Origin of the sequence: Streptacidiphilus anmyonensis (assembly GCF_000787855.1) — a bacterium.
Lineage (GTDB): Bacteria > Actinomycetota > Actinomycetes > Streptomycetales > Streptomycetaceae > Streptacidiphilus > Streptacidiphilus anmyonensis.
Map to the genome: position 1 here is coordinate 21700 of NZ_BBPQ01000057.1, position 24210 is coordinate 45909.

General features: G+C 72.7%; 24 protein-coding genes and 1 pseudogene. 3 read left to right on the forward strand and 22 right to left on the reverse strand.

The annotated features are described in order from the left end of the window. Window positions 1–99: 99 nt before the first annotated feature. A pseudogene (locus TR50_RS50210) lies at window positions 100–282 on the forward strand (M23 family peptidase); the annotation flags it as partial. Between the two features lie 80 nt (window positions 283–362). Here TR50_RS50210 and TR50_RS32210 read toward each other — a convergent pair. From TR50_RS32210 to proS, 18 genes are all read right to left on the reverse strand, one after another. Further along, window positions 363–962 carry a TetR/AcrR family transcriptional regulator gene (locus tag TR50_RS32210; protein ID WP_084701323.1) on the reverse strand — a complete coding sequence of 200 codons (600 nt, stop codon included), beginning with the start codon at window positions 960–962 and terminating at the stop codon, window positions 363–365. A 57-nt stretch (window positions 963–1019) separates the two neighbouring features. Beyond that, complete coding sequence (gene whiG, locus TR50_RS32215; protein WP_042430489.1) at window positions 1020–1847, reverse strand: RNA polymerase sigma factor WhiG; 828 nt, start codon at window positions 1845–1847, stop codon at window positions 1020–1022. Between the two features lie 84 nt (window positions 1848–1931). Continuing rightward, a complete protein-coding gene (dprA, locus tag TR50_RS32220) occupies window positions 1932–3035 on the reverse strand; it encodes a DNA-processing protein DprA (protein ID WP_042430492.1) in 1104 nt (367 codons plus the stop codon). A 698-nt stretch (window positions 3036–3733) separates the two neighbouring features. After that, a complete protein-coding gene (locus TR50_RS32225; RefSeq protein WP_042430496.1) occupies window positions 3734–5350 on the reverse strand; it encodes a YifB family Mg chelatase-like AAA ATPase in 1617 nt (538 codons plus the stop codon). A gap of 1 nt (window position 5351) precedes the next feature. After that, window positions 5352–5735, reverse strand: a complete 384-nt coding sequence (locus TR50_RS32230) for a YraN family protein (RefSeq protein ID WP_042430499.1) — start codon at window positions 5733–5735, stop codon at window positions 5352–5354. Window positions 5736–5875: 140 nt separating this feature from the next. Continuing rightward, entirely contained in the window at window positions 5876–6211 is a 336-nt protein-coding gene (locus TR50_RS32235; protein WP_042430502.1) for a DUF2469 domain-containing protein, read from the reverse strand. 13 nt (window positions 6212–6224) lie between these two features. Next, complete coding sequence (locus tag TR50_RS32240; protein ID WP_042430505.1) at window positions 6225–6743, reverse strand: NUDIX hydrolase; 519 nt, start codon at window positions 6741–6743, stop codon at window positions 6225–6227. Window positions 6744–6776: 33 nt separating this feature from the next. Beyond that, window positions 6777–7508, reverse strand: coding sequence for a signal peptidase I (gene lepB, locus TR50_RS32245; RefSeq protein WP_042430508.1), 732 nt, complete (start codon window positions 7506–7508; stop codon window positions 6777–6779). A gap of 116 nt (window positions 7509–7624) precedes the next feature. Continuing rightward, on the reverse strand, window positions 7625–8689 hold the full coding sequence (lepB, locus tag TR50_RS32250) for a signal peptidase I (RefSeq protein ID WP_236654679.1): 1065 nt from the start codon (window positions 8687–8689) through the stop codon (window positions 7625–7627). Window positions 8690–8801: 112 nt separating this feature from the next. Then, on the reverse strand, window positions 8802–9755 hold the full coding sequence (gene lepB / locus TR50_RS32255) for a signal peptidase I (protein WP_052441603.1): 954 nt from the start codon (window positions 9753–9755) through the stop codon (window positions 8802–8804). Continuing rightward, window positions 9739–10500: a signal peptidase I gene (gene lepB / locus TR50_RS32260; protein WP_042430513.1), complete on the reverse strand. Its 762-nt coding sequence runs from the start codon at window positions 10498–10500 to the stop codon at window positions 9739–9741. The genes lepB (TR50_RS32255) and lepB (TR50_RS32260) overlap by 17 nt, the downstream gene beginning before the upstream one ends. 59 nt (window positions 10501–10559) lie before the next feature. Beyond that, window positions 10560–10910 carry a 50S ribosomal protein L19 gene (gene rplS / locus TR50_RS32265; protein ID WP_042430515.1) on the reverse strand — a complete coding sequence of 117 codons (351 nt, stop codon included), beginning with the start codon at window positions 10908–10910 and terminating at the stop codon, window positions 10560–10562. Between the two features lie 154 nt (window positions 10911–11064). After that, on the reverse strand, window positions 11065–11886 hold the full coding sequence (trmD, locus tag TR50_RS32270; protein ID WP_042430518.1) for a tRNA (guanosine(37)-N1)-methyltransferase TrmD: 822 nt from the start codon (window positions 11884–11886) through the stop codon (window positions 11065–11067). Further along, the gene (gene rimM / locus TR50_RS32275; protein WP_042430521.1) at window positions 11886–12512 is read right to left on the reverse strand and encodes a ribosome maturation factor RimM; all 627 of its coding nucleotides are present in this window, start codon (window positions 12510–12512) and stop codon (window positions 11886–11888) included. Before rimM ends, trmD begins: the two co-directional genes overlap by 1 nt. A 105-nt stretch (window positions 12513–12617) precedes the next feature. Further along, on the reverse strand, window positions 12618–12857 hold the full coding sequence (locus tag TR50_RS32280; protein WP_042430524.1) for an RNA-binding protein: 240 nt from the start codon (window positions 12855–12857) through the stop codon (window positions 12618–12620). Between the two features lie 2 nt (window positions 12858–12859). Beyond that, window positions 12860–13297, reverse strand: a complete 438-nt coding sequence (gene rpsP, locus TR50_RS32285) for a 30S ribosomal protein S16 (protein WP_042430527.1) — start codon at window positions 13295–13297, stop codon at window positions 12860–12862. Between the two features lie 481 nt (window positions 13298–13778). After that, on the reverse strand, window positions 13779–14378 hold the full coding sequence (locus tag TR50_RS32290) for a hypothetical protein (protein WP_042430530.1): 600 nt from the start codon (window positions 14376–14378) through the stop codon (window positions 13779–13781). 267 nt (window positions 14379–14645) lie between these two features. Then, window positions 14646–16058 carry a proline--tRNA ligase gene (gene proS / locus TR50_RS32295; protein ID WP_042430534.1) on the reverse strand — a complete coding sequence of 471 codons (1413 nt, stop codon included), beginning with the start codon at window positions 16056–16058 and terminating at the stop codon, window positions 14646–14648. A 163-nt stretch (window positions 16059–16221) separates the two neighbouring features. On the opposite strand from proS, the gene TR50_RS32300 reads away from it, so the two are divergent. After that, window positions 16222–16989, forward strand: coding sequence for a class I SAM-dependent methyltransferase (locus TR50_RS32300; RefSeq protein WP_052441604.1), 768 nt, complete (start codon window positions 16222–16224; stop codon window positions 16987–16989). A 17-nt stretch (window positions 16990–17006) separates the two neighbouring features. Here TR50_RS32300 and ftsH read toward each other — a convergent pair whose 3' ends face one another. The 3 genes from ftsH to ffh all read right to left on the reverse strand — a co-directional run bounded on the left by ftsH (window position 17007) and on the right by ffh (window position 21107). Continuing rightward, window positions 17007–18929, reverse strand: a complete 1923-nt coding sequence (ftsH, locus tag TR50_RS32305) for an ATP-dependent zinc metalloprotease FtsH (RefSeq protein ID WP_042430540.1) — start codon at window positions 18927–18929, stop codon at window positions 17007–17009. Between the two features lie 20 nt (window positions 18930–18949). Next, window positions 18950–19486, reverse strand: a complete 537-nt coding sequence (locus tag TR50_RS32310) for a GNAT family N-acetyltransferase (protein ID WP_042430543.1) — start codon at window positions 19484–19486, stop codon at window positions 18950–18952. Between the two features lie 67 nt (window positions 19487–19553). Beyond that, window positions 19554–21107 carry a signal recognition particle protein gene (gene ffh / locus TR50_RS32315; protein ID WP_042430545.1) on the reverse strand — a complete coding sequence of 518 codons (1554 nt, stop codon included), beginning with the start codon at window positions 21105–21107 and terminating at the stop codon, window positions 19554–19556. Between the two features lie 160 nt (window positions 21108–21267). Between ffh and TR50_RS32320 the strand changes: the two genes are divergently transcribed. Continuing rightward, on the forward strand, window positions 21268–21804 hold the full coding sequence (locus TR50_RS32320) for a hypothetical protein (protein ID WP_042430547.1): 537 nt from the start codon (window positions 21268–21270) through the stop codon (window positions 21802–21804). Here TR50_RS32320 and TR50_RS32325 read toward each other — a convergent pair. Next, window positions 21738–24206, reverse strand: coding sequence for a [protein-PII] uridylyltransferase (locus TR50_RS32325; protein WP_042430549.1), 2469 nt, complete (start codon window positions 24204–24206; stop codon window positions 21738–21740). The two genes, TR50_RS32320 and TR50_RS32325, sit on opposite strands and share 67 nt — an antisense overlap. Window positions 24207–24210: the final 4 nt, after the last annotated feature.

Sequence of the window (24210 nt, forward strand, 5' to 3'; positions counted from 1 at the left end):
GGCCGCGGGCTGCGGCGGTTCGCCCCGCCTCCGGTGCGGTGGGCGGCCGGGCACCGGGGGGTCGACCTGACGGCAGCGGTCGGGGCGCCGGTCCGCGCGGTGCGGGCGGGGGTCGTCTCGTACGTCGGCGTGATCGCCGGGAAGCCGGTGGTCGCCGTGGAGCTGACCGGGACGGGAGCCCCGCCGTTGCGGACCACCTTCGAGCCCGTGGAGGCGAAGGTCACCGTCGGCCAGGCCGTCGGGGCCGGGACGGTCCTCGGGACGCTGGCGGCGCGCGGCGGCCACTGCCCCGTCAGCTGCCTGCACTGGGGGTTGCTGCGCGGCCGGCACTACCTCGATCCGCTGGCCCTGGTCGCACCCGGTCAGGCGCGGCTGCTCCCGCTGACCCCGTCCAGCACCAGGGCGACCGCCGCGTCGACGACCGCCTCCGGCATCTCGTCGGCCGCCTCGCAGAAGGCCAGCCGCTTCGCGGCGGCCTCCACGGTCCCCTGGAGCAGCTGCGCGGCGAGCGCAGGACGCGGGTGCCCCAGCTCGGCGAGCGCGTCGACCAGCGGCCCCACCAGCAGCCCGTGCGCGGCGCGGATGCGCTCCCGCGCACCCTCGTCCAGCTCCAGCGCGGAGAGCGCGGCGAGAGCGCGATGGCGGGCGTCCCCGAAGAGCGCCAGCTGCGCCCGGACGTACGCCTCGACCCGCGCGACGGGCGCCTCCACCGTGCGCACCGCGTCCGCGACCTCGGCGGCCCAGACCGGCAGGTCCACGGCGCACAGCGCCTCGACGACGGCGGCGCGGGACTTGAAGTACTCGTAGACCGAGGAGCGCGCCAGGCCCGTCCGGGCGGCGAGGTTCGGGAAGGTCAGCGCCTCCGTCCCGCCCTCCGCGAGCAGTTCGCGGGCGGCGGCGAGCAGCGCGTCGTGTTGGAGCCTGCGGTGCTCGGCGACGGAGGCAGCTCGGATTCTCGGCACGGAGCCCAGAGTACTGCGCCTCTCGGCGGCCCACGGAGGGACTCAGCGTGCGTCGGCTCAGCGTGCGTCGGAGAGCTTCGCCCGCAGTTGCAGCACCGCCTTGGTGTGGATCTGGCTGACCCGGCTCTCCGTCACCCCGAGCACGTTGCCGATCTCGGCGAGGGTGAACCCCTCGTAGTAGTACAGGCTGACCACCGTCTTCTCCCGGTCGGGGAGGGTGTTGATGGCACGGGCGAGCAGACGCCGGACCTCGCGGGTCTCGGCGACCTCCTCCGGGTCGTCCGCCGTGGTGTCCACCAGGGTGTCGACCAGGCTGCCGCGGACCTCCCCGCCCTCCCCCGGAGCGTGCAGCAGCTCGTCGAGGGCGACGACGTTCGCCAGCGAGAGCTGGCTGAAGATGCCGTGGAGTTCCTCGATCTGGATGCCCATCTCCGCCGCGACCTCCGAGTCGCCAGGCGTGCGGCGCAGGCTGACCTCGAGGGTGGCGTAGGCGCGCTCCACGGCGCGCGCCTTCTGGCGGATGGACCGCGGGATCCAGTCCAGCGCGCGCAGCTCGTCGATGATCGCGCCGCGGATCCGGCTGATCGCGTACGTCTCGAACTTGATCGCCCGCTCGGGGTCGAACTTCTCGATGGCGTCGATCAGCCCGAAGATGCCGGACGAGACGAAGTCGGCCTGCTCCACATTGGCCGGCAGGCCCACGCTGACGCGGCCGGCCACGTACTTCACCAACGGCGAGTAGTGCAGGATCAGCTGCTCGCGCAGCCGCGGGTCGCCCGACACCTTGTAGGCGCGCCAGAGCTCGTCCACCGTACGCACCCGCGCGCTGCGGGGTCCGGGGATGCTGCGGGGTTCCCCCGCAGGGGAGCTGGCGTACCTGGGCATGTGTCGCTTGAGCCGTTCTACCGATCCATTGGGCCATTCAACGGAACGGATGTGAGCGTAGCGTGACGGCGTGCTTTCTGAGCGCTATGAAGACCCCTTGCACGCTGGATTCAGCCTCCAGTGCGCCCCGAGTCGTTCGACCAGACCGAGGGAGAGAAGTTCGTACAGCCGCCGCAGCACCACGTCCGGGCCCAGCAGACAGCGCTGGACCAGGGATTCCACGCTTCCGCCGCGCGCCGACGCGGGCAGGGATTCGAGCACGCGCAGAGTCTCAGGAGCGAGCGCGTCCCGGAGTCGTTCGCGCCCCTCCGGCGTGGCCGCGAGATCCGTTCCGATCTCGCCCACCTGTTCGACGACTTCACCCGCGTCGGCGACCAGCACCGCGCCGCGTCGGATCAGCTCGTGCGTACCGGCGGAGAGCGAACTGGTGGCCGGGCCGGGCACGGCCATCACCTGACGGCACAGATCGCCCGCCCAGCGGGCCGTGTTGAGCGAGCCGCTGCGGCGGGCCGCCTCGACGACGACGGTGCCCCGGGTGAGCGCGGCGATGATGCGGTTGCGCTGGAGGAACCTCGGCCGGTTCGGGTGCGCTCCGAGCGGGAGTTCACTGAGCAGCAGGCCGTGCTCGGCGATGCGGCGCAGCAACTGCTCGTTGGCCCGCGGGTAGACCTGGTCCACGCCGCAGGCGAGGACGCCGACCGTCGGTCCGCCGACGACGAGCGCACCGCGGTGCGCGGCGGCGTCGATGCCGTAGGCCGCGCCGGAGAACACCGTCCAACCGCGTTCGGTCAGGGCCGCGGACAGGTCGGCGGCGAGCCGCTGCCCGTAGCCCGTGCAGGCCCGCGCACCGACGACGGCGACCGAGCGCACGGCCAGCACGCGAAGCGAGGCCGGCCCGCTCACCCACAGGGCGACGGGCCGCACCGGACCGAGGTCGTCCAGCTGGGTCGGCCAGTCGGCCTCGCCCCGGCAGATCAGCCGCGCCCCGATGAGCGCGCCGTGCGCGATCTCGCGCGCCCCGTCCGGGGCGGCGACGCCCGCGGGCAGCGCGCGGGTGAGGCGCGCGAGCGCCTCCTCGGGCCCCCGCTCGTCGATCAACTCCCCGACCCGCTCGTCGCCCGGCTCGACGATCCGCCCCAGCGCGGCCCACACCGCGCGCTGTCGCTCGGCCGAGGGGTCGGCAACCACCGGACCAGGCGGTCCCGGCGGACCGGGCGGACCGGGCGGACCGGAGGTATCGGGTTCTGCGTCCATGAAGGCTCCAGGGAGGGTGAGGTGGATGAATGCGGGCACGAGCAGTCGAAACGGTGAGCCGCCCGGGCGGTGTACTCCGCGAGGCGCGGGCGGGGCCGGTAAGCCGAACGCCGCGGCGGCACCGGCCCCACCCGGTGGCAGGCAGGCGGGCCAACACGGCTGAGCCGCTTGCGGCAAGCGACGCCAGCCACCCGGCAGCGCATCCCGCGGAAAGTGGGCGGGCGGCGAGCCGGACGCTGCGGCGGCACCAGCCCCGCCCGCTGGCGGGTAGGCGGGCCAACGCCATTGAGCTGCTTGCAGCAGGCGACACCCAGCCGCCCGGCGGCGAACTTCCGTCGAGGGCGGGCGATGAGCCGGAGGCCGCAGCTGCGACGCCAGCCCAGCCGGTTGCGCCCTCCCGCCCGAGGCGGGCAGGCGGGGCCGGACTCGGGAGCCGTGCATGCCGCCGGCGGGCGGCGCGAGCGGAGCCCGGTGGCGGGCTCCCGTGAGGCACGTCGCGCGCGAACCCAGGCTGGTGGGCCACAGGGGAAGGGTGGTCCCGTGCCGGCGCGGCGCTTCTGGACGGGGCGTCGGCACGGGACCGGTCGGTGGGGTGGGTCCGTGGGTGCGTTGCGTCAGGGCGTGAGGGGTCGTCAGAAGGTGGGATCAGGCGGTTGCGCGGAGCGGAAGGCGGTGCCGCGCAGGGCGAGGGCGGTGCGGACGTGCTCGCGATGGGGGCGGTCGGAGCCGGCGAGGTCGGCGGCCGTCCAGGCGACGCGGAGGACGCGGTCGAGGCCGCGGGCGGTGAGGAATCCGCGTTCCATCTCGCGTTCCGCGTCCCGCAGCGCCTCGGGGCCGAGGGGGTGGCGGGTGCGCAGCTCGTGGCCGGGCACCTCGCCGTTGAGCCGCCACGGGGCCTCCGCGTACCTCGCCGCGGCGCGTTCGCGTGCGGCGAGGACGCGCGCGGCGACGGCCGCGCTGGACTCGGCGGGCGCGTCCCGCTGCCGCAGCAGCGCCGTGCGGCTCACCGCGTCGACCTCGACGCGGAGGTCGACGCGGTCCAGCAGCGGCCCGCTCAGGCGGGCCTGATAGCGCGTCACCATCGTGGGCGTGCACTCGCAGGCGTCGCCGCGTCGCGACCAGCGCCCGCAGGGGCAGGGATTGGCCGCGAGCAGCAGCAGGAACCGGGCGGGCAGCCGCAGTGAGCCCGCTGAGCGGGCGACCAGCACCTCGCCGGCCTCCAGCGGCTGCCGCAGCGCGTCCAGCACGCGGACGCTGAACTCCGGCGCCTCGTCGAGGAAGAGCACGCCCCGGTGGGCGAGCGAGGCAGCCCCGGGACGGGGCAGGCCGCTGCCGCCGCCGACGATGGCGGGCATGGTCGTGCTGTGGTGCGGCGCGCAGTACGGCGGGCGCTGGACCAGCGGTCGGCCCGGCGGGAGCAGGCCGGCGATCGAGTGGATGGCGGTGACCTCCAGCGCCTCCTTCCGGTCGAGCGGCGGCAGGATCCCCGGCAGGCGCTCGGCCAGCATCGTCTTGCCGGCTCCCGGTGGGCCTTTCAGGAAGAGGTGGTGGCCGCCCGCCGCCGCCAGCTCCAGCGCGTGGCGGGCCTCGCACTGGCCCGCGACGTCGGCGAGGTCCTTGCGCCAGCCCCCCGCCGCCTCCGCGCGGTGGACGCCCAGCCCCGGCAGCGAGAGGCCGGCGAGGGCGGGATCGGGCCCGGCCCCGAAAAGCTGGTCCGGCGGCTCCTCCGGCTCCGGCTCGCCGCACAGCAGCGCGATCAGCTGGCGCAGCGAGCGGACCGGCAGCACCTCGACTCCCGGCACGAGTGCGGCCTCGGCGGCGGTGGCCTGGGCGACGGCGACCTTGGCGTAGCCCGCGTCCGCGGCGGCCAGCACGGCCGGGAGGACCCCGCGGACCGGTCGCGCCCGGCCGTCGAGGCCGAGCTCGCCGACGAGCAGCAGCCGTTCGATCGACTCCGGCTTCAGCCGCTCGCACGCCGCGAGCACGGCGCAGGCGATGGCCAGGTCGAAGCCGGAGCCGGACTTCGGCACGGAGGCGGGCGAGAGGCCCACGGTGAGCTTGCGCAGCGGCCACTTCTCGCCGCTGTTGACGACGGCGGCGCGCACGCGGTCCCGGGACTCGCTGATCGCCTTGTCCGGCAGCCCCACGATGGTGAACGCCGCGAGCCCCGGCTCGATGTCGGCCTGCACCTCGACCACGACGCCGTCCACGCCGAGGAGCGCGACAGAGCCGGTGCGGGCGAAGGCCACCTCAGGCCACCGCCCCGCGCAGGTGCGTCACCCTGGCCGGACCGCGGCGGCCGTGCACGACGCTGAGCAGGTCGATCCGCAGCCCGCCCGGGGGCGGGCTCCCGGACCACTCCTCGGTGAGCCAGCGTTCGGCGAGGGAGGCGAGCCGGCTCGCCTTGGTCTCGTCGATGGCCTCCGAGGGGCTCTGCGGGCCGCCCTCGGTGCGGGTCTTCACCTCGCAGACGGCGAGGACGGCGCCGTCGGGGAGCGGGTCGAGCGCGACGATGTCGAGCTCGCCCGCGCGACAGCGCCAGTTCCTGGCCAGGATCCGCAGCCCGGAATCCTCCAGGTGGCGAACGGCGGCGCGCTCTCCGTAGGCGCCGAGCGCCTGGGTGCGTGCGGTCATCGGGGATCACCTCCACGCAGCAGCCTTCCGCCGCGTGGAGCGCGATTCCAACGGCCTCCGCCGGCCTGTGGACAACCCCGGGGTGTGGAAAACCCGGCCACCCGCAGGAGGGACGGCGACGCGACGGCGCGGCTACGGCGTCAGTGGCCCCCGCCTCCGAAGCCCGCGTCGTCCTGCGGGAGCTCGAGATCGCTCTTGGCGAGCTCCTCCACGTTCACGTCCTTGAAGGTGAGCACCCTGACCTGCCGCACGAAGCGCGCCGGGCGGTACATGTCCCAGACCCACGCGTCCGCCATCGTGACCTCGAAGAACACCTCGCCCTGGAGCGAGTGGACCTTGAGCTCGTAGTCGTTGGTCAGGTAGAAGCGGCGCTCGGTCTCGATGACGTACTTGAACAGACCGACGACGTCCCGGTACTCCCGGTAGAGCTTGAGCTCCATCTCGGTCTCGTACTTCTCGAGATCCTCGGCACTCATCCCTACGTTCCCCTCAGCTGTGCGTACGTCCAACCATTGTGGACCACAGGCGCGGCCCGGAGAGCCTGACCGGGCGGGCCGGCGGGCCTTCCCGCAGGACCTGGCCGAGGAGCTTCGCCAGCGCGTTCGGATAGATCGTCTCGCGCGTGGTCGTCAGCTCGTCCAGGGTCCACCAGCGCAGCTCGTCCGTGCTGCGCTGCTCAAGCTCGGTCTGGCCCGAGGCGTCGGTCTCGACGGTGTCCGTCCGGGCCAGGTAGTACCACTCGTCCTGGGCGTACATCCGGCCGTCGAACTCGAACTCGGTCGCCCTCGTGGCCAGCAGCGCGCCCAGGCGGGCGTCGCGGATGCCGGTCTCCTCCGCGATCTCCCGGTACGCCGCGTCGGCGAGCTCCTCGCCGTCCTCGACGCCGCCGCCCGGGGTGAACCACCACTGGCGGCCGGGTTCCTGCGGGTCGAAACCGTGCAGCAGCAGGATCCGGTCCTGCGGATCGAGCAGCAGCACGCGCGCCGCCCTGCGCCGCCTGGGTCCCATCCGCCCTCCGTGCATCGTGCCTCGCCGTCGAGGTCACGCCTCTCGCGTGCGCCGACGGTTCACTATGCCAGCGACGGTACCCGCCCCCGCGGTGATCAACACCAGCGCGCCGCCGCCGACCGCCGCGTAGGCCGCCAGACCCAGCGGTCCGTGGTCGGTCGCGGCGTGGCCGCCGGGCAGCGCGTCGAAGACGCTGGTGCGGTCGATGGTGTGGACGGACCCCACCGGGAAGACGACGCCCTCGACGCGGCCGAGCACGGAGGAGGCGGGAACGGTGCCGTCGAGCTGGTCGAGGTGGACCCGGGAGTCCTCGGAGATGGCGCGGTTGTCGCCCATCAGCCAGAGCCGGCCGGCCGGGACGACCGCGGAGAACTGCTGGTCGGCGGGGCCCGCCCGGCCGACGGTCGGGTTCTCGTCGAGGTAGCTCTCCGCGAGCGGGATGCCGTTGACGGTGACCCGGCCCTGGGCGTCGCAGCACTTCACATGGTCGCCGCCGATGCCGACCACCCGCTTGACCATGGCCGTGTCGCCCCACTGGGCGTCCTTGAAGACGACGATGTCGCCGCGGCCTATGTCGTTGCCGGAGACCCGCTCCGCCAGCACCGTCTGGCCCGCCATGACCGTGGGCTCCATCGAGCCGGTCGGCACCGCGTAGGGGCGGTACTGGAAGGCGATCAGCGCGAACCCGCCGACCATGGCCACCAGGCCGATCCCGATGCCCAGAGCCTGGATCACCGCACCCGCCGTGGGCTTCCGTCCCGCCATTTAGTGCCGCTCCGCTCTCCGCCACCGCGAACAAGAGGCGCGCACGACAAGGGGCCGTGGCGCGTCCGAGCAGATTACTCGGCAGTACCACGGCCCCCGCAAGAGCTGGAGGGTGCCTACTTCTGGCGCAGCTTGCGGCGCCGGTTCAGCCAGGTGATCGGGACGGCGGCGACGAGACCGACCACGCCGGGGGAGCCCGCCGCGAGGGCGAGGGCCTGGTTGTTGATGCCCGGCTGGGAGAAGGTGTCCGGGATCGGCAGGGTCTTCCAGTGGGAGATCGGCCAGGCCACCACGATCGCACGGCCGATGACCTTGCTGTCCGGCACCGATCCGCCGCCCGGCTCGTCGGCGTGGTACCGGGAGTCGAGCGAGTCCTGGCGGTGGTCACCCATCACGTAGATCGAGTTCGCCGGGACCTTGAAGGTGGGGATGTTCTTGTCGCCGCACGGCGTGCTGCCCGGGTAGAGGTACGGCTCGTTCAGCGCCTTGCCGTTGACGTAGACGGGCCCGGTGCCCGAGCAGCTGATGGTGTCGCCGCCGACCGCGATGACACGCTTGATCAGGTCCTTCTCGTTGACCGAGGGCATCAGGCCGATCCAGGACATCACGTCCTGGAAGCCGCGGACGACGGCGTTGCTGCTCGGCTGCTCACCCGGCTCCCCGGCGAGCCAGTCGCTCGGGTCGTGGAAGACCACGACCTCGCCGCGCGAGGGCTTGGAGCCGAAGTTCGGCGTCAGCTTGTCCACCAGCACGCGGTCGCCGACCTGGAGGGTGTTCTCCATCGAGCCGGAGGGGATCGAGAAGGCCTGCACCAGGAAGGTCTTGATCAACAGCGCCAGCGCGAGCGCGACGACGATGAGGATCGGCAGCTCCTTCCAGAAGGAGCGCTGCTTCTTGGACTTCTTGTCCGAGCCGGCGCGACCGCCCCGGCCGCCGGCCTCGTCGGGGTCGTCGGACGCGCCCCCGCCGCCCGCGCCGCGTCCGGCGCTGTCGAGGAAGTCTTCGTCCTCGGAGAGGTTCGGCGTCGAACTCCCCGCCTGGTCACCCATATTCTTCGCAGCCTCGCTCTTCTCCTCGGCGGCTTCCCCGCGTGCCTTGTCGTCCACGGACCCTACGGTACGGCGGCTGGAGTCCTCGGGCTCGCCGACACCATCACGGGCACCGATCACCAAGTCCCCCACGTCGCCTCCTCAGCTGAACCGTGGACGGCGTCCGTCCACGCAACCACTACCACCAGGCCCACCCGCGTTACCACCGCGCCACTCACAACGTCTCGCGACACCTCACCGCGCCTCACGCGCGGCGGCCGCGACTCGCGCGCCTCACCCCGGGCGCAGCCGCGACCACACCCATAACGATCGGGAGTTCCGTAGGAACCGGGGAGAGCGGCCCGGCCGAGGAAACTTGACGAACACTTTGCTGGCCGCCCGGCAGGGTCCGCCAGCGCGAGAGCGGCCAGACGATCGCGACAGCCCGTCCGACCACGTCTTTCTCCGGCACGAAGCCGCCACCGGGCTCGTTCATGTGGTACCGGGAATCGGCGGAGATGTCGCGATGGTCACCCATCACCCACAACTCCCCCGGCGGCACCAGCACCTTGAACGTGATCCGTGAGGGCGGGTTGCCGGGGTAGAGGTACGGCTCGTCGATCTCGTGGCCGTTCACCACGATCTTCCCGTCGGAGCCGCAGCAGACCACCGTGTCGCCGGGCACGCCGATGACGCGCTTGATCAGGTCGCGGTCCGAGGGCAGCAGGCCGAGGAAGGTGAAGGTGCTCTTGAGCGCGCCGACCACCGGCCCGGAGGTGGGCACGGGGTCGTTCTTCAGCCAGTCGCTCGGGTCGTTGAAGACGACCACGTCGCCACGCTGCGGGGTCCAGCCGAACCACGGGGAGAGCTTGTCGACAGCCACCCGGTCACCGATCGCGATGGTGTTCTGCATCGACCCGGAGGGGATCGAGAAGACCTGGACCAGGAAGGTCTGCAGCAGCAGCGTGATCACCAGGGCGACGGCGATGACCAGCGGCACCTCGCGGACCAGCGAGCGCCGACGGCGCCGCTTGGCGCGCTGGGCGGTGCGGCGCCGCTCCGCGCGGCCGCGCCCGGCCCGGGAGCCGTCGGCGGAGAGCGCCTCCTCGTCGTGCTCGGAACCCCCGTAACCCGAACCCCCGTAACCCGAACCCCGGTGGCCCGAACCCCCGTGCGCCGAGTGCCCGGTCCCGGTGCGCGGCCTACCCCTGGTGCCCACGGGCCCCGCCTCCCGCGCTCGCGATTCGGCGGTCCAGCGCGGCGAACACCTGCGGACGGTCGAGCGAACGCCAGTGACCCAGGGGCGCGATCACCCACTCCGCGCGCCCGACGACCCGGCTGACCGGCACGAAGCCGCCGCCCGGGTCGCCCAGGTGGGCGCGCGAGTCGGCGGAGACCGCGCGGTTGTCGCCCAGCACGAACAGTTCGCCGGCCGGGACCTGGACCGCGAAGGGGAAGGCGGACGGGGCGGCGCCGGGGTAGAGGTAGGAGCTCTCGTCGAGTTCGACGCCGTCGACGGTGATCCGGCCGTGGGCGTCGCAGCACTTGACCGTGTCGCCGCCCACCCCGATGACGCGTTTGACGAAGTCGTCCCCGGAACCGTCGCCGTCGGCGGGACTCCCCGCCTGGCCTCCGGTGTCGACGAAGGAGCCGCGGCCGTCGAAGACGACGACGTCGCCGCGGTGCGGCGTTCCGCCGAAGTCGTAGGAGAGCTTGTCGACCAGCACCCGGTCGCCGACCGACAGCGCGTTCTCCATGGAGCCGGAGGGGATCGTGAACGGCTGGGCGACGAAACGGTTCACCAGGACGATGACCAGGGCGCAGACGCCCACCAGCGCGACGAACTCCTTGGTCCTCCTGGAGACGCGCGGAATGCCGAAGGACCGCGACGGCGCATCGGTCCCCTCGTCGTCGACGGGGGACGGAGCGCTGTCGCGGTCCTCGGGAAGCTGCTGGGTTTCCATTGCGGGAGCAGCCTAAGCCATCAGGCTGTGCCGCCAGGGAGGTCAGCGGGCGCGGGAACTCAGTTCTCGCGCTTCTCCTTGATCTTCGCAGCCTTGCCGCGCAGCTCGCGCAGGTAGTACAGCTTGGCGCGACGGACGGAGCCGCGGGAGACGACCTCGATCTTCTCGACGATCGGGGTGTGCACCGGGAAGGTGCGCTCGACGCCGACGTTGAAGGAGACCTTGCGGACCGTGAAGGTCTCGCGGACGCCCGCACCCTGGCGACGGATGACAACACCCTTGAACTGCTGGATACGGGAGCGGTTGCCCTCGATGACGCGAACGTGGACGTTCACGGTGTCACCGGCGCGGAACGTCGGGATGTCAGAACGGACCGACGCGTTGTCGATCTCGCTGATCAGGTTGGCCATGATCTCTCCATCACAGGCGCCACAGGCCGCCCGCGGAATAGGTCTGCGATGAGGTGCTGTGTGTCACCCGGTTCCCGTCGTCCCCCCTGAGGCAGAGGCGGCGGTCCTGTGCGCGGCGCGGAGGCCGCTGCGGCCGGAGACAGGCAGCAAGGGGTCATTCTGCCATGTCGTCCGAGCTCTGGAGAAATCGGCCGCTCGGCTCGTCCCACCAGACGCCCAGACCGGCCAGCGCCTTGAGGTCGTGCTTGTCCATGTCCTCGCGCCGCCAGCGGGCGACCAGGTCGGGCCGGTGGGCGAGGGTGCGGGCGAACGCCTGCTCGCGGCGCCAGCGGGCGATCTTCCCGTGGTGGCCGCTGAGCAGCACCTCGGGCACCTCGCGGCCGCGCCACTCGGCGGGCTTGGTGTAGACGGGGCCCTCCAGCAGGTCCGCCATCCGCCCCGGCGCGAAGGAGTCGTCCTGGTGCGACTCGGCGTTGCCGAGCACGCCGGGCAGCAGCCGGGCCACGGCCTCGACGATGACCAGCACCGCGACCTCGCCGCCGGCCAGCACGTAGTCGCCGATGGACACCTCGACGACCGGCATCCGGTCGGCGGCGTCCTCGATGACGCGGCGGTCGATGCCCTCGTACCGGGCGGGCGCGAAGGCCAGCCAGGGCTCGGCGGCCAGCTGCTGGGCCAGCTCCTGGGTGAACGGCCGCCCACTGGGCGTCGGAACGACGAGCGTGGGCACCGCGCCCGCGCCCGGACCGGAGGCGACGACCGCGTCGAGCGCCTCGGACCACGGCTCGGGCTTCATCACCATGCCGGGACCGCCGCCGTAGGGCGTGTCGTCCACGGTGCGGTGGATGTCGCGGGTGAATCCGCGCAGCTCGTGCAGGCGGACGTCCAGCTGGCCGCGGGCGCGGGCCTTGCCGACGAGGGAGAGGTCGAGCGGGGCCAGGTACTCGGGGAAGATCGTGACGACGTCGATGCGCATCAGGCGTCGGCCTCGTCGTCCGCGACCTCGTCATCCGCGACCCTGCCGTCGGCGGCCTTGCCCTCGGCGGCCGTTCCGTCGGCGGATTCGTCGCGGGAGGAGGCGACGACGGCCTCGGCGGCGTCGATCAGGCCCGGCGGCGGGGTGATCACGGCGCGCTGCGCCTCCAGGTCGATCTCGGGGACGATCTCGCTGACGAACGGCACCAGCACCTCCGTGCCGTCCGGGCGGACCACGGTCAGCAGGTCCTGGTACGGCAGGTGCAGCACCTCGGTCAGCTCGCCGACGACGGTGCCGTCGGTCAGCACCACGTCGAGGCCGACCAGCTGGTGGTCGTAGTACTCGTCCGGGTCCTCCGGGCTGTCCTCCGGGTCGATCTCGGCGATCAGCAGCGTGCCGCGCAGGGCCTCGGCGCCGTTGCGGTCGTGGACGCCCTCGAACCGCAGCAGCAGCCGACCGCTGTGCACCTTGCCGGTGGCGACGGTCAGCGGACCGGCCGAAGCCGGGTCGGTCATCAGCACGGCGCCGGGCCCGAGCCGCAGCTCGGGCTCGTCGGTGCGCACCTCCACGGTGACGTCGCCCTTGATCCCGTGGGCGCGGCCGATCCGGCCGACGATCAGCTGCACTGTTCCGCGTCTCCTTCAGACTTCACAAACGATCACCACAAACGAGAAGGACCGGCTGGGATCAAGGATCCCAGCCGGTCCGTAGAGGTGCCTCTCAGCAGCCCGTCAGCGGGCGCTGTCCACGTCGACCAGGTCGACGCGGACACTGCGACCGCCGAGGGCGGTGACCACGGTGCGCAGCGCACGTGCCGTGCGCCCACCGCGGCCGATGACCTTGCCCAGGTCCTCCGGGTGCACCCGCACCTCCAGGACCCGGCCCCGGCGGAGCTCACGCGAGCGGACCTGGACCTCGTCCGGGTTCTCGACGATGCCCTTCACCAGGTGCTCGAGGGCTTCCTCCAGCATGCTCAGGCCTCGGCGGAAGCGTCGGACTCGGCGGCGGCCTCGTCCTTCTTCTCCGTCTTCTTCGCCTTCGGGGTGATGGCGACACCGGTGGTCGAGTCCTCGAAGCCGGCGACGGCCTTGGCGAAGAGGTGCGAGAAGTCGGTGACCTTCGGCTCGCGGACCTTCAGCGGCGCCGGGGCCTCGAGGCCCTTGAACTTCTGCCAGTCGCCGGTGAGCTTCAGGATGGCGAGCACGGCCTCGGTCGGCTGCGCGCCGACACCCAGCCAGTACTGCGCCCGGTCGCTGTCGACCTCGATGATCGAGGGGTCGTAGGTCGGCTGGTAGATGCCGATCTCCTCGATCGCACGACCGTCACGCTTGGTGCGCGAGTCGGCGACGACGATGCGGTAGTGCGGGGAGCGAATCTTGCCGAGACGCTTCAGCTTGATCTTGACTGCCACGGGAGTGGTTTCTCCTGGTTTTGACGTGGTTGAGCAGCCGCGCATTCCACGTGGGGTTGCGGCTGCTGGCTGCTCGACGGACACGTCAGCCGGAGGAGAGAGGGGTCCTGCTCGGCTGCCGAGTACTCAGCTGTCCATTCTGCCATATCGGCGCAGGACGCCTTACCACGGCCGGGCGGGCCGGGGGTGAACCCCGGGCCGGGCCGGAGCGGACCCGGCGGGGCGTTCGGGCGGCGCGAGGCCGCGACGGACCGCCGCACCGTGCAAAGGACGTCGTGAAAGGACGTCATGCCGAGGACACCGTCCAGGGGCGCGGGGCCCGTTGCGGGCGTGGCCCTTTTCGGGCATGCGGCTTCGCCGCCTGTCGGCTCAGCCGACTCCACCGCATGAGCGCACGTCGCGCTCCTGCGTCCCGCACCCCCTGCGTTCGCGGCCCGTGTCCCGCGACGCCGGACGGTGCAACCCACCCGCCGGTCAGGCGTCAGCGCCGGGCGCGCGGCTCGGCGATCTGGAAGGTCTCCCCGCAGTTGCCGCAGACGATCGGCGCCTGCGACAGGACGGAGGGGACCACCCGGACGTTGCGCCCGCAGCCGCAGACCGCCTTGACACGGACACCGCCCCCGGAGGAGCCGTGCCGCGTCGCGGGGCCGCGGAAGGTGCGCGACCGGTCCACCACGCCGCTGGTCGCGGCGGCATGGTCGCCGAGCGCGCGCTGCAGGCGGTCAATCGTTTCCGCATAGCGCTCGCGGGTCTCCGGCCGCATGGCGACGAGGGAGAAACCGGAGCTGGGATGAGGGTCGGCGTTGTGGTCCAGGCCGAGTTCGTCGGCAAGGGCCAGGAAGCGCCGGTTGTGGTAGCGCCCGGCCCGGGAGGTGTCCCGGATGCCGCGCGCGGCGGCGAGGCCGTGTGCGGCCTCGTGCAACAGCCGCTCGAAACCGAGCTCGGTGCCGCAGGCCGAGGAGGACTCCCCGATCAGCGACTCCGGAGCCGCAAGATTCGGCAGGTCGGAGTGGAAGCGCTGGATGTCGCCCCAGGCGACGGCCAGCTCAGCGGCGAGAACAAGAGGTTGTGTCGTGCTCACGCAACGCAAACGAGGAAGGTTCCCGGGATGTTCCGCAGAATCGGGAATTGTTGAAGGCTTTATTTTTCCGTGACCTGGACCACATCCGGCGGCAACCTGCGGCCGAATGCTCAGGGATTGGCCATCTTCCGTTCTGGGAAAGCAAGTTGACCAGACGAACCGGGCCGGTCCGGGCACTCTCGAAGGAGAGCGCCGGACCGGCCCGGCTACGACGTTCGATGGAGCTCCGTCCGCCCCGTCGGAACGAGTCCGCGGAGACGACCTGTCTCAGTACGCGCGGGCCACGATCGCGACGTTGCCCGGCTGGTCGTCCTCGGCCGGGACCGAGCCGTCCTCGGCGACGATGCAGCGCACCGAGACGCCCTGCTCGGCCAGCTTGGCCTCGCCTTCGGGCCCGAGCTCGGCCCAGGAGATCCGGCCCCAGCCGGTCGCGGCGGCCTCGACGGCCTCGTCGATGGTGGCGACCTCGACGGTGCGGGCCTCGCGACGCTCGCGGGACTGGCGCAGCAGCAGCGCCTGGTCCTCCTCCAGGATCCGCGGAACCAGCGTGGGCAGCGTGCCCGCGTCGACCGGCTCCTTGCCGCCGGCGATGCGGCGCACCACCATCGCGGTGCCGTTCTCCAGGTCGCGCGGGCCGACCTCGATGCGCACCGGGACGCCCTTGAGCTCCCAGTCCACCGCGCGGCGGCCGAACGGCGTGTCGGTCCTGTCGTCGACGACCACGCGGACGCCGGCGGCCTCCAGCTGCGCACCGATCTCGCGGACCTTGGCCAGCACGGCCTCGTCGCCCTTGATCGCCAGCACGACGGCCTGGACCGCGGCGAGCCGCGGCGGCACGCGCAGGCCGTTGTCGTCGCCGTGCGACATGATCAGACCGCCGACCATGCGGGTGGAGACACCCCAGGAGGTCTGCCAGACGTGCTCGCGCTCGCCCTCGCCCTTGAGGTACGTGGTGTTGAACGCCTTCGCGAAGTTCTGGCCGAGCTCGTGGCTGGTGCCCATCTGCAGCGCCTTGCCGTCGCCCATCATGCCCTCGAGGGTGAGGGTGTTGATGGCGCCCGCGAAGCGCTCCTTGGCGGTCTTGCGGCCCAGCACCACGTCGATGCCGAGGACGTTGGTCATGAAGTCGCCGTAGACGTCGGTGTGGATCATCGAGGCGTAGGCGTGCGCGTCCTCGTAGGTGGCGTGGGCCGTGTGGCCCTCCTGCCAGAGGAACTCGGTGGTGCGCAGGAAGACGCGCGGGCGCAGCTCCCAGCGGACCACGTTGGCCCACTGGTTGATCAGCAGCGGCAGGTCGCGGTGGCTCTGGACCCACTTCGAGAAGTACTCGTTGATGATCGTCTCGGAGGTGGGCCGGACGACGACGGGCTCCTCGAGCTCCTTGCCGCCGCCGTGGGTGACCACGGCCAGCTCCGGCGCGAAGCCCTCGACGTGCTCGGCCTCCCGCGTCAGGTAGGACTGCGGGATGAACATCGGGAAGTAGGCGTTCTGTGCGCCCGCCTTCTTGATCCGCGCGTCCATCTCCTGCTGCATCCGCTCCCACAGGCCGTAGCCGTACGGTCGGATGACCATGGTGCCGCGCACCGGACCGTTGTCGGCCAGCTCGGCCTTGTTGATCAGATCCTGGTACCAGCGCGGGAAGTCCTCCGCCTGGGGGGTGAGAATGGGAGCCTTTGCCATGGGGCGAATGGTACGGCCCGGAAAGGGTCGGGCTCCAATCTGTTCCCTCCCCCGCGAGGCGGCAAGGGGGGCCGTTCGGGCTCTGGACGGCGGGCGGTTCCCGCGCTTGATTGGAGGCAGACGCCCGGCCGCACGGGGTGAGCCCGAGATGAGGAGCCGTCATATGGTCTCTGCGCATACGACTCGGACCACGGCCCGGCAGCGGGCGCGGGACTGGGCGGAGATCCAGGAGCGGATGCTCGTGCCGCTGTACGAGGCGGTCTACTCCCGTCTGGACGTCGGCCCGGCCACCTCCGTCCTGGGCCTCGGCTGCCGCAGCGGGCTCGCGCTGCTGCTGGCCGCGGGGCGCGGCGCGGACGTCGTGGGGCTCGAGCCGGAGGCGGAGCTGCGGGAGATCGCGCAGGACCGTTCACTGCGGGTCCTCACGGACGTGTACGGCGAGCTGTCCTCCGGGCGGCCGGGGGCGCACACCCTGGTCACCGCGTTCGAGCACCTCTCCTGCGCGGCCGATCCGCGGGCCCTGGTCCACGACGCCGCCCGGCTCACCGCGCGCGGCGGTCACGTCGCCCTGGCGGTCTGGGGTCCCGAGGAGCGCTGCGAGAGCGCCTCCGTCCTGGACGTCGCCCGCCGCCACGGCGGCTACGACGCGTTCGCGCTGGCCGCGCCGGGCGCGCTGGACTCCGTGATCGCCGACGCGGGGCTGCGCCCGGCCGGCGGCGGCCGCGTCCGCTGCCCCTACGCCTACCCCGACCTCGACAGCGCGCTGCGCGGGCTGCTCTCGACGGGTGTCTTCGACTCGGCGACGGAGTTCGCGGGCGAACGCCAGGTCGAGAAGGAGCTGCGCGAGGCCCTCTACCCGTGGACCCGGGAGGACGGGTCCGTGCGGATGGAGAACGTCTTCCGCTACGCGCTGGCGGAGCGGGTCCGGTAGGCCCCCTCCCCCGGGGGCTAGTCGGCGTCGCCGCCCCGCCGGACTCCCGCGATGCGGTAGGCCTCGTCCTCGTCCAGGGTCTCGTGCTCCATCAGCGCGTTCGCGAGCGCGTCCAGCCGCGCGCGGTGGGCCAGCAGCTTGCGGCAGGCCTCGTCGTAGCACTCCGAGACGATCCGCCGGGCCTCCTCGTCCACGGCGTCGAGGGTGCTCGGGGCGGCCGCGAGGCCGTACGCGCCCTGGGTGTCGTTCGGGATCGCCGTCAGCCGGCCGACGCGTTCGCTCATGCCCCAGCGGCCCGCCATGCCGCGGGCGATGTTGGTGACCTGCTCCAGATCGCTCTCCGCGCCGGTCGTGACGACGCCGTAGACGACCTGCTCCGCGGCCATGCCGCCCAGCGCGCCGATGATGCGGCCGCGCAGGTACTCCTCGGTGTAGGAGTACCGGTCCGCCTCGGGCGTCGAGAGCGTGACGCCGAGCGCCCGCCCACGCGGCACGATGGTGATCTTGCGGACCGGGTCCGCCCCGGGCTGAAGCATGCCGAGAAGCGCGTGGCCCGACTCGTGGTACGCCGTGCGCAGCCGGTCGGCATCCGGCATGACCAGCGCCCGGACGGCGCCCAGCTGGACCTTCTCCAGCGCCTCGGAGAAGTCGCGCGCCGAGACCTCGTCGTCCTTGCGCTTGACCGCGAGCAGCGCGGCCTCGTTGGCGAGGTTGGCCAGCTCCGCGCCGGTCATGCCCGGGGTGGTCTTGGCGACCTGCTCCAGGTCGACGTCGGCGGCGAGCGGCTTGTCCCGGGTGTGGATCTTCAGGATCGCCTCGCGGCCGGTGCGGTCGGGCGGGCTGACCATGACCGTGCGGTCGAAGCGTCCGGGCCGCAGCAGCGCCGGGTCCAGCACGTCGGAGCGGTTGGTGGCGGCCAGGACGACCACGCCCTCGGCGCCGGAGAAGCCGTCCATCTCGGTGAGGATCTGGTTGAGCGTCTGCTCGCGCTCGTCGTGGCCGCCCATGGAGTTGCCGCCGCCCCGGGCCCGGCCGATGGTGTCGATCTCGTCGATGAAGATGATCGCGGGGGCGATCTTGCGGGCCTCCGCGAACAGCTCGCGCACCCGGGACGCGCCCACCCCGACGATCATCTCGATGAACTCGGAGGCCGAGGCCGAGAAGAACGGCACGTTCGCCTCCCCCGCGACCGCGCGGGCCAGTAGCGTCTTGCCGGTGCCGGGAGGGCCCGCGAGCAGCACGCCGCGCGGCATCTTCGCGCCGAGCCTGCGGTACTCCTGCGGGCGGCGCAGGAAGTCGACGACCTCGGCGAGCTCGCCCTTGACCTCGTCGATGCCGGCCACGTCGGCGAAGGTGGTGCGCTCGGCGCCGGGCGCGAGCTCGATCGGCTTCGGCGGCTCCTTGCGGGCCAGCCCGCCCATCCCGCCGCGCGCGCTCATCCGGCGGGCGATGACGATCCAGACCAGGATCAGCAGCAGCATAGGCGCCAGCGAGATCAGCAGGTTGGCGAGGAAGCTGCGTTCCTTGACCACCGGCTCGGCGTCGACCTTGACGTTCTGCGCCGTCAGTTCGCCCCACAGGTTGTCGTTCGCGAAGGTGGGGCGGGTGGTGGTGAAGTCCTGGTACGTCTTCTTGTCGTTGTCCGGGTCCGGTTGGGCGCTCTTCAGCTTGCCCTCGATCGAGTCGCCCTTGGCGTAGATCTCGGAGACCTGGCCTGCGTTCAGCTGCTTGGTGAACTCGGTGTACGGGACGCCCAGCTGGCTTCCGCGACCGAAGAGGTTGAGCAGCAGGTCGACCAGGAGGAAGACGACCAGCGCCGTGAGGATCATGCTGAACCAGTTGCCCCGCGAGGTCTTCTTCGGCGGCTGGGGCGGGGGCGGCGCGCCCTCCGAACGCCAGAGCTTGTCCGGATCCTCGCGAGGCGGCACAGGACTGGTCACCTTTGTGACAATACGGACAATCAGGACGCGTCGCCAGCGCCCGCGCCGGGCCACTCCTCCACGGTCAGCGCGTACCGCTCGTGGTCCCGCCAGGCGTTCTGCAGGAACAGCATGCGCGGCGAGAAACCCTCCAGCCGGAAGCCCAGCCGCTTGGCCATCGCGATCGACGGCCCGTTCTCCGGCTGCACGTTGATCTCCAGCCGGTGCAGCCCCAGCCCGCCCGCCGTCTGCGGCCGGAAGCACGCGTCGACGACGAGCCGCATGCCTTCGGTCATCCGACCGGTGCCGTTGTAGGGCAGGTAGGAGTTGTAGCCCAGGGAGGCGTTCTGGAAGCGGCCCCGCACCATGTTCGACACGTTGCAGGTTCCGACGAGCCCGCCGTCCTCCTTGTCGAGGATCAGGAAGGTCCGCAGAGCGTCCCCCTGACGCCGCACCATGTCCGGCAGGGCGTCCGGCTCGACGGGGTTCCACCGCCCGACGTGCTCGGCCGAGCGGGTGACGGCCTCGTAGTACGCGGCGGCGTCGGAGAGTTGAGGGAAACGGATCTCTACACGCATGCAGCCACCATAGTCATGCGAGGGGCGCGGGGAACTGTTCCCCGCGCCCCTCGACGGCCGCACGCGACTACAGCAGGTCCTTGAACTCCTTGGGGAGCTCGAAGTCCGACGGGCCCTGGCCCGGGCCGAGGCCGAACGCGCCGCCCGTCTGGGGGGTGCCGTCGGTCTTCTTCTGCGCCGCCTGCTGAGCCTCCTGCTGGCGCTTGAGCGGGTTGCCGCTCTGACGGCGGCCCTTGGCCGCCTTCTGCTGCTTGGGCTTGCGCGACGCGCCGCCGCCCATCCCCGGCATGCCCGGCATCCCGGGGATGCCCTTGCCGCCGGCCATCGCCGACATCATCTTGCGCGCCTCGAAGAAGCGCTCGACCAGGCTGGAGACCTCGGAGACGTGGACGCCGGAACCCTTGGCGATACGAGCCCGGCGCGAGCCGTTGATCAGCTTCGGGTCGTCGCGCTCCGCCTGCGTCATCGACTTGATGATCGCGCCGACGCGGGCGACGTCCTTGTCGTCGATGTTGTTGATCTGGTCCCGCATCTGCGCCATGCCGGGGAGCATGCCGAGCAGCTTGGTGATCGAGCCCATCTTGGAGACCTGCTCCAGCTGGGCCAGGAAGTCGCCGAGGCCGAACTCCTTGCCGCCCTTGCTGGCGAGCTTGGCGTGGACCTTGGCGGCCTCCTCCTGGGAGAAGGTCTTCTCGGCCTGCTCGATCAGGGAGAGGACGTCGCCCATGCCCAGGATGCGCGAGGCCATCCGGTCCGGGTGGAACGCGTCGAAGTCCTCGAGCTTCTCGCCGTTGGAGGCGAACATGATCTGGCGGCCGGTGACGTGCGCCACCGACAGGGCCGCACCACCGCGGGCGTCGCCGTCGAGCTTGGACAGCACGACACCGGTGAAGTCGACGCCGTCGAGGAAGGCCTGCGCGGTGGTGACCGCGTCCTGGCCGATCATCGCGTCGACGACGAAGAGGACCTCGTCCGGGTTGATGGCTGCACGGATGTCCGCGGCCTGCTGCATCATCTCGGCGTCGATGCCGAGACGACCGGCGGTGTCGACGATGACGACGTCGTACTGCTTGTTCTTGGCGTAGTCGATCGAGTCCCTGGCGACCTTGACCGGGTCGCCCACGCCGTTGCCCGGCTCCGGGGCGAAGATCGCGACACCGGCGCGCTCGGCCATGACGCCGAGCTGGGTGACCGCGTTCGGGCGCTGGAGGTCACAGGCGACCAGCAGCGGGGTGTGCTTCTGGTCCTTGAGCCACTTGGCGAGCTTTCCGGCCAGGGTGGTCTTACCGGCGCCCTGGAGACCGGCGAGCATGATGACCGTCGGGCCGGTCTTCGCGTAGCGCAGGCGGCGGGTCTCGCCGCCGAGGATGCTGATCAGCTCCTCGTTGACGATCTTGATGACCTGCTGGGCCGGGTTCAGCGCGGCGGAGACCTCCGCACCGGCCGCGCGCTCCTTGATGCGGGAGATGAAGGCGCGCACCGCCGGGAGGGCGACGTCCGCCTCCAGCAGGGCGATGCGGATTTCGCGGGCGGTGGCGTCGATGTCCGCCTCGGAGAGGCGGCCCTTGCCCCGGAGGTTCTTGAACGTCGCTGCGAGGCGGTCGGAAAGGGTGTCGAACACGTCGGTCGCGGGTCCTCGTGACTCGGGGGCTGATACAGATTCGCCTTCCAGGGTATCCGGCCGCCCGGCGGTCCTGGGAACGCACCCGCAAGCCACCCTTACGAGGGCACCGCGCGCGTGGCTCCGCCGGGCCGCGTCGGGAGGTCACCAGCATGGGCGTATGTCGCTGGTCACCAAGCTGATCTACGCCCGCCGACGCCCGCTGCTGAAGCGCGTGGTGCAGGAGGTGCTGGCGCTCTACGGAGTCGAGGTGCCCGCCGCGGCCGAGATCGGGCCGGGGCTGCTCGTCTTCCACCGTGGCTTCGGGCTGGTCCTGCATCCCCGCACGACGCTGGGCGCGGACGTCGTGCTCTACAACAACGTCACCATCGGCCGCGCCGACCCGTGGGTGCCGCAGCAGCTCAGCCGGATGGAGCGGGTCGTCGTCGAGGACGGCGCGGTGCTCTGCACGGGCGCGCGGGTGATCTGCAAGGAGGGCGTGCTGACCGTGGGCCGCGGCACCGTCGTCGGCGCCAACGCCGTACTGACACGGTCCACCGGCCCGGACGAGGTCTGGGCCGGGGTGCCGGCCCGGCGCGTGGGCTTCCGGCAGCCCCCGGTCGCGACCGAGGCGGCCGCGACCGGGCCGGATCAGGCCAGCAGTGCCCGCTCCACCGAGCGCGCCAACTCCGCCGCCGCCGCGTCCGAGAGCGGCTGACCGACGGCGTCGGTCAGATAGAAGGCGTCGACCGCGTCCGCGCCGAGCGTGGAGATGCGGGCCCGGTGCACGCGCACGCCCGTGCCCTCCAGCGCGCGGCCGATGCGGTGCAGCAGGCCCGGCGCGTCGTGCGCGCGGACCTCCAGCACCGTCGCGGACACACTCCCGCCCGGCGCCACGGTGACCCGCGGCGGCGGGGCGACGTGGCCGCGCCGCCGGGGCGAGGCGGCGTCCCGCTCGGCCAGGCGGCGGGTGACGTCCAGACCGCCGTCCAGGGCGCGGCGGATGTCCGCGCGCAGTCGCGCGGCCTCCGGGACGTCGCCGAACTCGGTGGCGACCTTCCAGGTCAGCACGAGCACCGGCCCGGCGCCGATCGGGTCCAGTTCGCGGATCGCCGCCGTGCGCACGGTCAGCCGGTGCAGGGCGAGCACGCCCGCGACCGTCGGCAGCACGTCGGGGCGGTCCGGCAGCGCGAGGGTGAGCTCGACGCCCATCGGCTCGCCCTGCGCGGGCGCGGCCGCGCCGCGTGGGCCGCCGCCCTCGCCGCCTTCCGCCTCCGCGCGCACGGACAGGGCGGGCCCCGCCGTGCGGGCCGCCTCCACGGCGAGCCGCTCCTCCTCGGCCGTCGCCTCGGTCGTGCCGTCGGGCGGCGCGCCCTCCCCGGCCAGGGCAGCCGTGGCGCGCTGGACCAGGTCGGCGACAAGGGTCGACCGCCAGTTGCTCCACGCGGCCGGGCCGGTGGCCAGCGCGTCGGCCTCGGTGAGGGCGTGCAGCAGCTCCAGGACGCCGACCGTGCCGACCGCGTCCGTGATCACGGCGATGGTCGCCGGGTCGTCCGGGTCGCGTCGCATCGCCGTCTCGACCAGCAGCAGGTGGTGGCGGACCAGCAGCGCCAGGGTCTCCACGTCCTGCTTGGGGAAGCCGATGCGGGCGGCCACGTCACGGGTGATCACCTCACCGGCCTCGGAGTGGTCGCCGGGCCAGCCCTTGCCGATGTCGTGCAGGAAGGCCGCGACGAGCAGCAGGTCCGGGCGGGCGACGCGACGGGTCATCGCGGCCGCGCGCACGGCCGTCTCGACCAGGTGCCGGTCGACGGTCCAGCGGTGCACGGCGTTGCGCTGCGGGCGGCAGCGGACCCGCTCCCAGTCCGGCAGCAGCCGGGTGACCAGGTCCTCGGCCTCCAGCGCCTCCCAAACCGGGATCGCGTTCTCTCCCGCGCCGAGCAGGGTGATCAGCTGCTCGCGGGCCTCGTCCGGCCACGGCACCGGCAGCGGCCTGGTCTCGGCGGCCAGGCGGCGCACGGTGCTGAGCGACAGCGGCAGGCCGGCCTGTGCGGCGGCCGCCGCGGCGCGCAGCGGCAGCACCGGGTCCTGGCCGGGCCGCGCGGGCGCGGCGAGCACCGCCTCGCCCTCCATCTCCACCACGCCCTCGGCCAGCGGCCGCCGTTCCAGCGGGCCGCGGGCGACGGTTCCGCCGCCGAAGCCGAACCGGCGGCGGCCGGTGCGGCCGCTGCGGGCCCGCAGCACCCGCTCGACCTCGCGCCAGGTGACGTCGGCGGCGTAGGCGATCACCCGCGCCGACTCGTAGACGTGCCGCAGCAGGATGTCCGCGTCCAGCAGGCCGAGGTCGGCGGCGACGGCGTCCTGCTCCTGGAGGCTGAGCCGGTCCGTCGCCCGGCCGGTGACCAGGTGCAGCGCGTCGCGGACGTCGCGCAGCCGGGCGGCCGCGTCGGCCAGGCCGGCGCGTGGGGCGTCGGCCACCCAGGAGGCGGCGACGGCGTCGAGCGCGGTGACGTCGCGCAGGCCGCCGCGGGCCTCCTTCAGGTCCGGCTCCAGCAGGAAGGCCAGCTCGCCCTGCCGCTCGGCCCGCTCGCGGGAGAGCTGGAGCAGCTCGGGCAGCCGGGTGGGGGCGGTGGCGCGCCAGTCCGCCAGCACGGCGGAGCGCAGCGAGGCGGTGAGCGCCTGGTCGCCCGCGATATGGCGGGCGTCGAGCAGGCCCAGCTGGGCCTTGAGGTCCTCGGCCGCCACCTTGCGGGCCTGGCCGAGGTCGCGCACCGAGTGGTCGAGGGCCACGCCCTGGTCCCAGATCGGGTACCAGAGCCGCTCCGCCAGCGCCGGGACCGCCGACGCGCGGGCGCCGCCGTCGTGGAGCAGGACCACGTCCAGGTCGCTGCGCGGGGAGAGCTCGCCGCGACCGTAGCCGCCGACCGCGACCAGCGCCACGCCGTCGCCGGGCGCGCCCTCCAGCGCGTCGGTCAGCAGACCCTGGAGCCAGCGGTCCGTCAGCTGCGAGAGCGCCGTGCGCCGGGCGGCGCCGGTGCGGCCGTCCTCCCGGAGCAACGCGAGGCGCGCCGCGGCGTATCCCGTCTCGGCCCCCTGCCGCTCGGCCTGCTGGTCCGTCACGTCT

Bases quoted from the DNA above. Each gene is read 5' to 3' on its own strand.
- TR50_RS32300 (WP_052441604.1), top strand. From the start codon at position 16,222: ATGGTCTCTGCGCATACGACTCGGACCACGGCCCGGCAGCGGGCGCGG.
- TR50_RS32230 (WP_042430499.1), bottom strand. From the start codon at position 5,735: ATGACCGCACGCACCCAGGCGCTCGGCGCCTACGGAGAGCGCGCCGCC.
- rplS (WP_042430515.1), bottom strand. From the start codon at position 10,910: ATGGCCAACCTGATCAGCGAGATCGACAACGCGTCGGTCCGTTCTGAC.
- whiG (WP_042430489.1), bottom strand. From the start codon at position 1,847: ATGCCCAGGTACGCCAGCTCCCCTGCGGGGGAACCCCGCAGCATCCCC.
- trmD (WP_042430518.1), bottom strand. From the start codon at position 11,886: ATGCGCATCGACGTCGTCACGATCTTCCCCGAGTACCTGGCCCCGCTC.
- TR50_RS32235 (WP_042430502.1), bottom strand. From the start codon at position 6,211: ATGAGTGCCGAGGATCTCGAGAAGTACGAGACCGAGATGGAGCTCAAG.
- proS (WP_042430534.1), bottom strand. From the start codon at position 16,058: ATGGCAAAGGCTCCCATTCTCACCCCCCAGGCGGAGGACTTCCCGCGC.
- TR50_RS32280 (WP_042430524.1), bottom strand. From the start codon at position 12,857: ATGCTGGAGGAAGCCCTCGAGCACCTGGTGAAGGGCATCGTCGAGAAC.
- TR50_RS32310 (WP_042430543.1), bottom strand. From the start codon at position 19,486: ATGCGTGTAGAGATCCGTTTCCCTCAACTCTCCGACGCCGCCGCGTAC.
- lepB (WP_042430508.1), bottom strand. From the start codon at position 7,508: ATGGCGGGACGGAAGCCCACGGCGGGTGCGGTGATCCAGGCTCTGGGC.
- TR50_RS32240 (WP_042430505.1), bottom strand. From the start codon at position 6,743: ATGGGACCCAGGCGGCGCAGGGCGGCGCGCGTGCTGCTGCTCGATCCG.
- TR50_RS32320 (WP_042430547.1), top strand. From the start codon at position 21,268: ATGTCGCTGGTCACCAAGCTGATCTACGCCCGCCGACGCCCGCTGCTG.
- lepB (WP_042430513.1), bottom strand. From the start codon at position 10,500: ATGGAAACCCAGCAGCTTCCCGAGGACCGCGACAGCGCTCCGTCCCCC.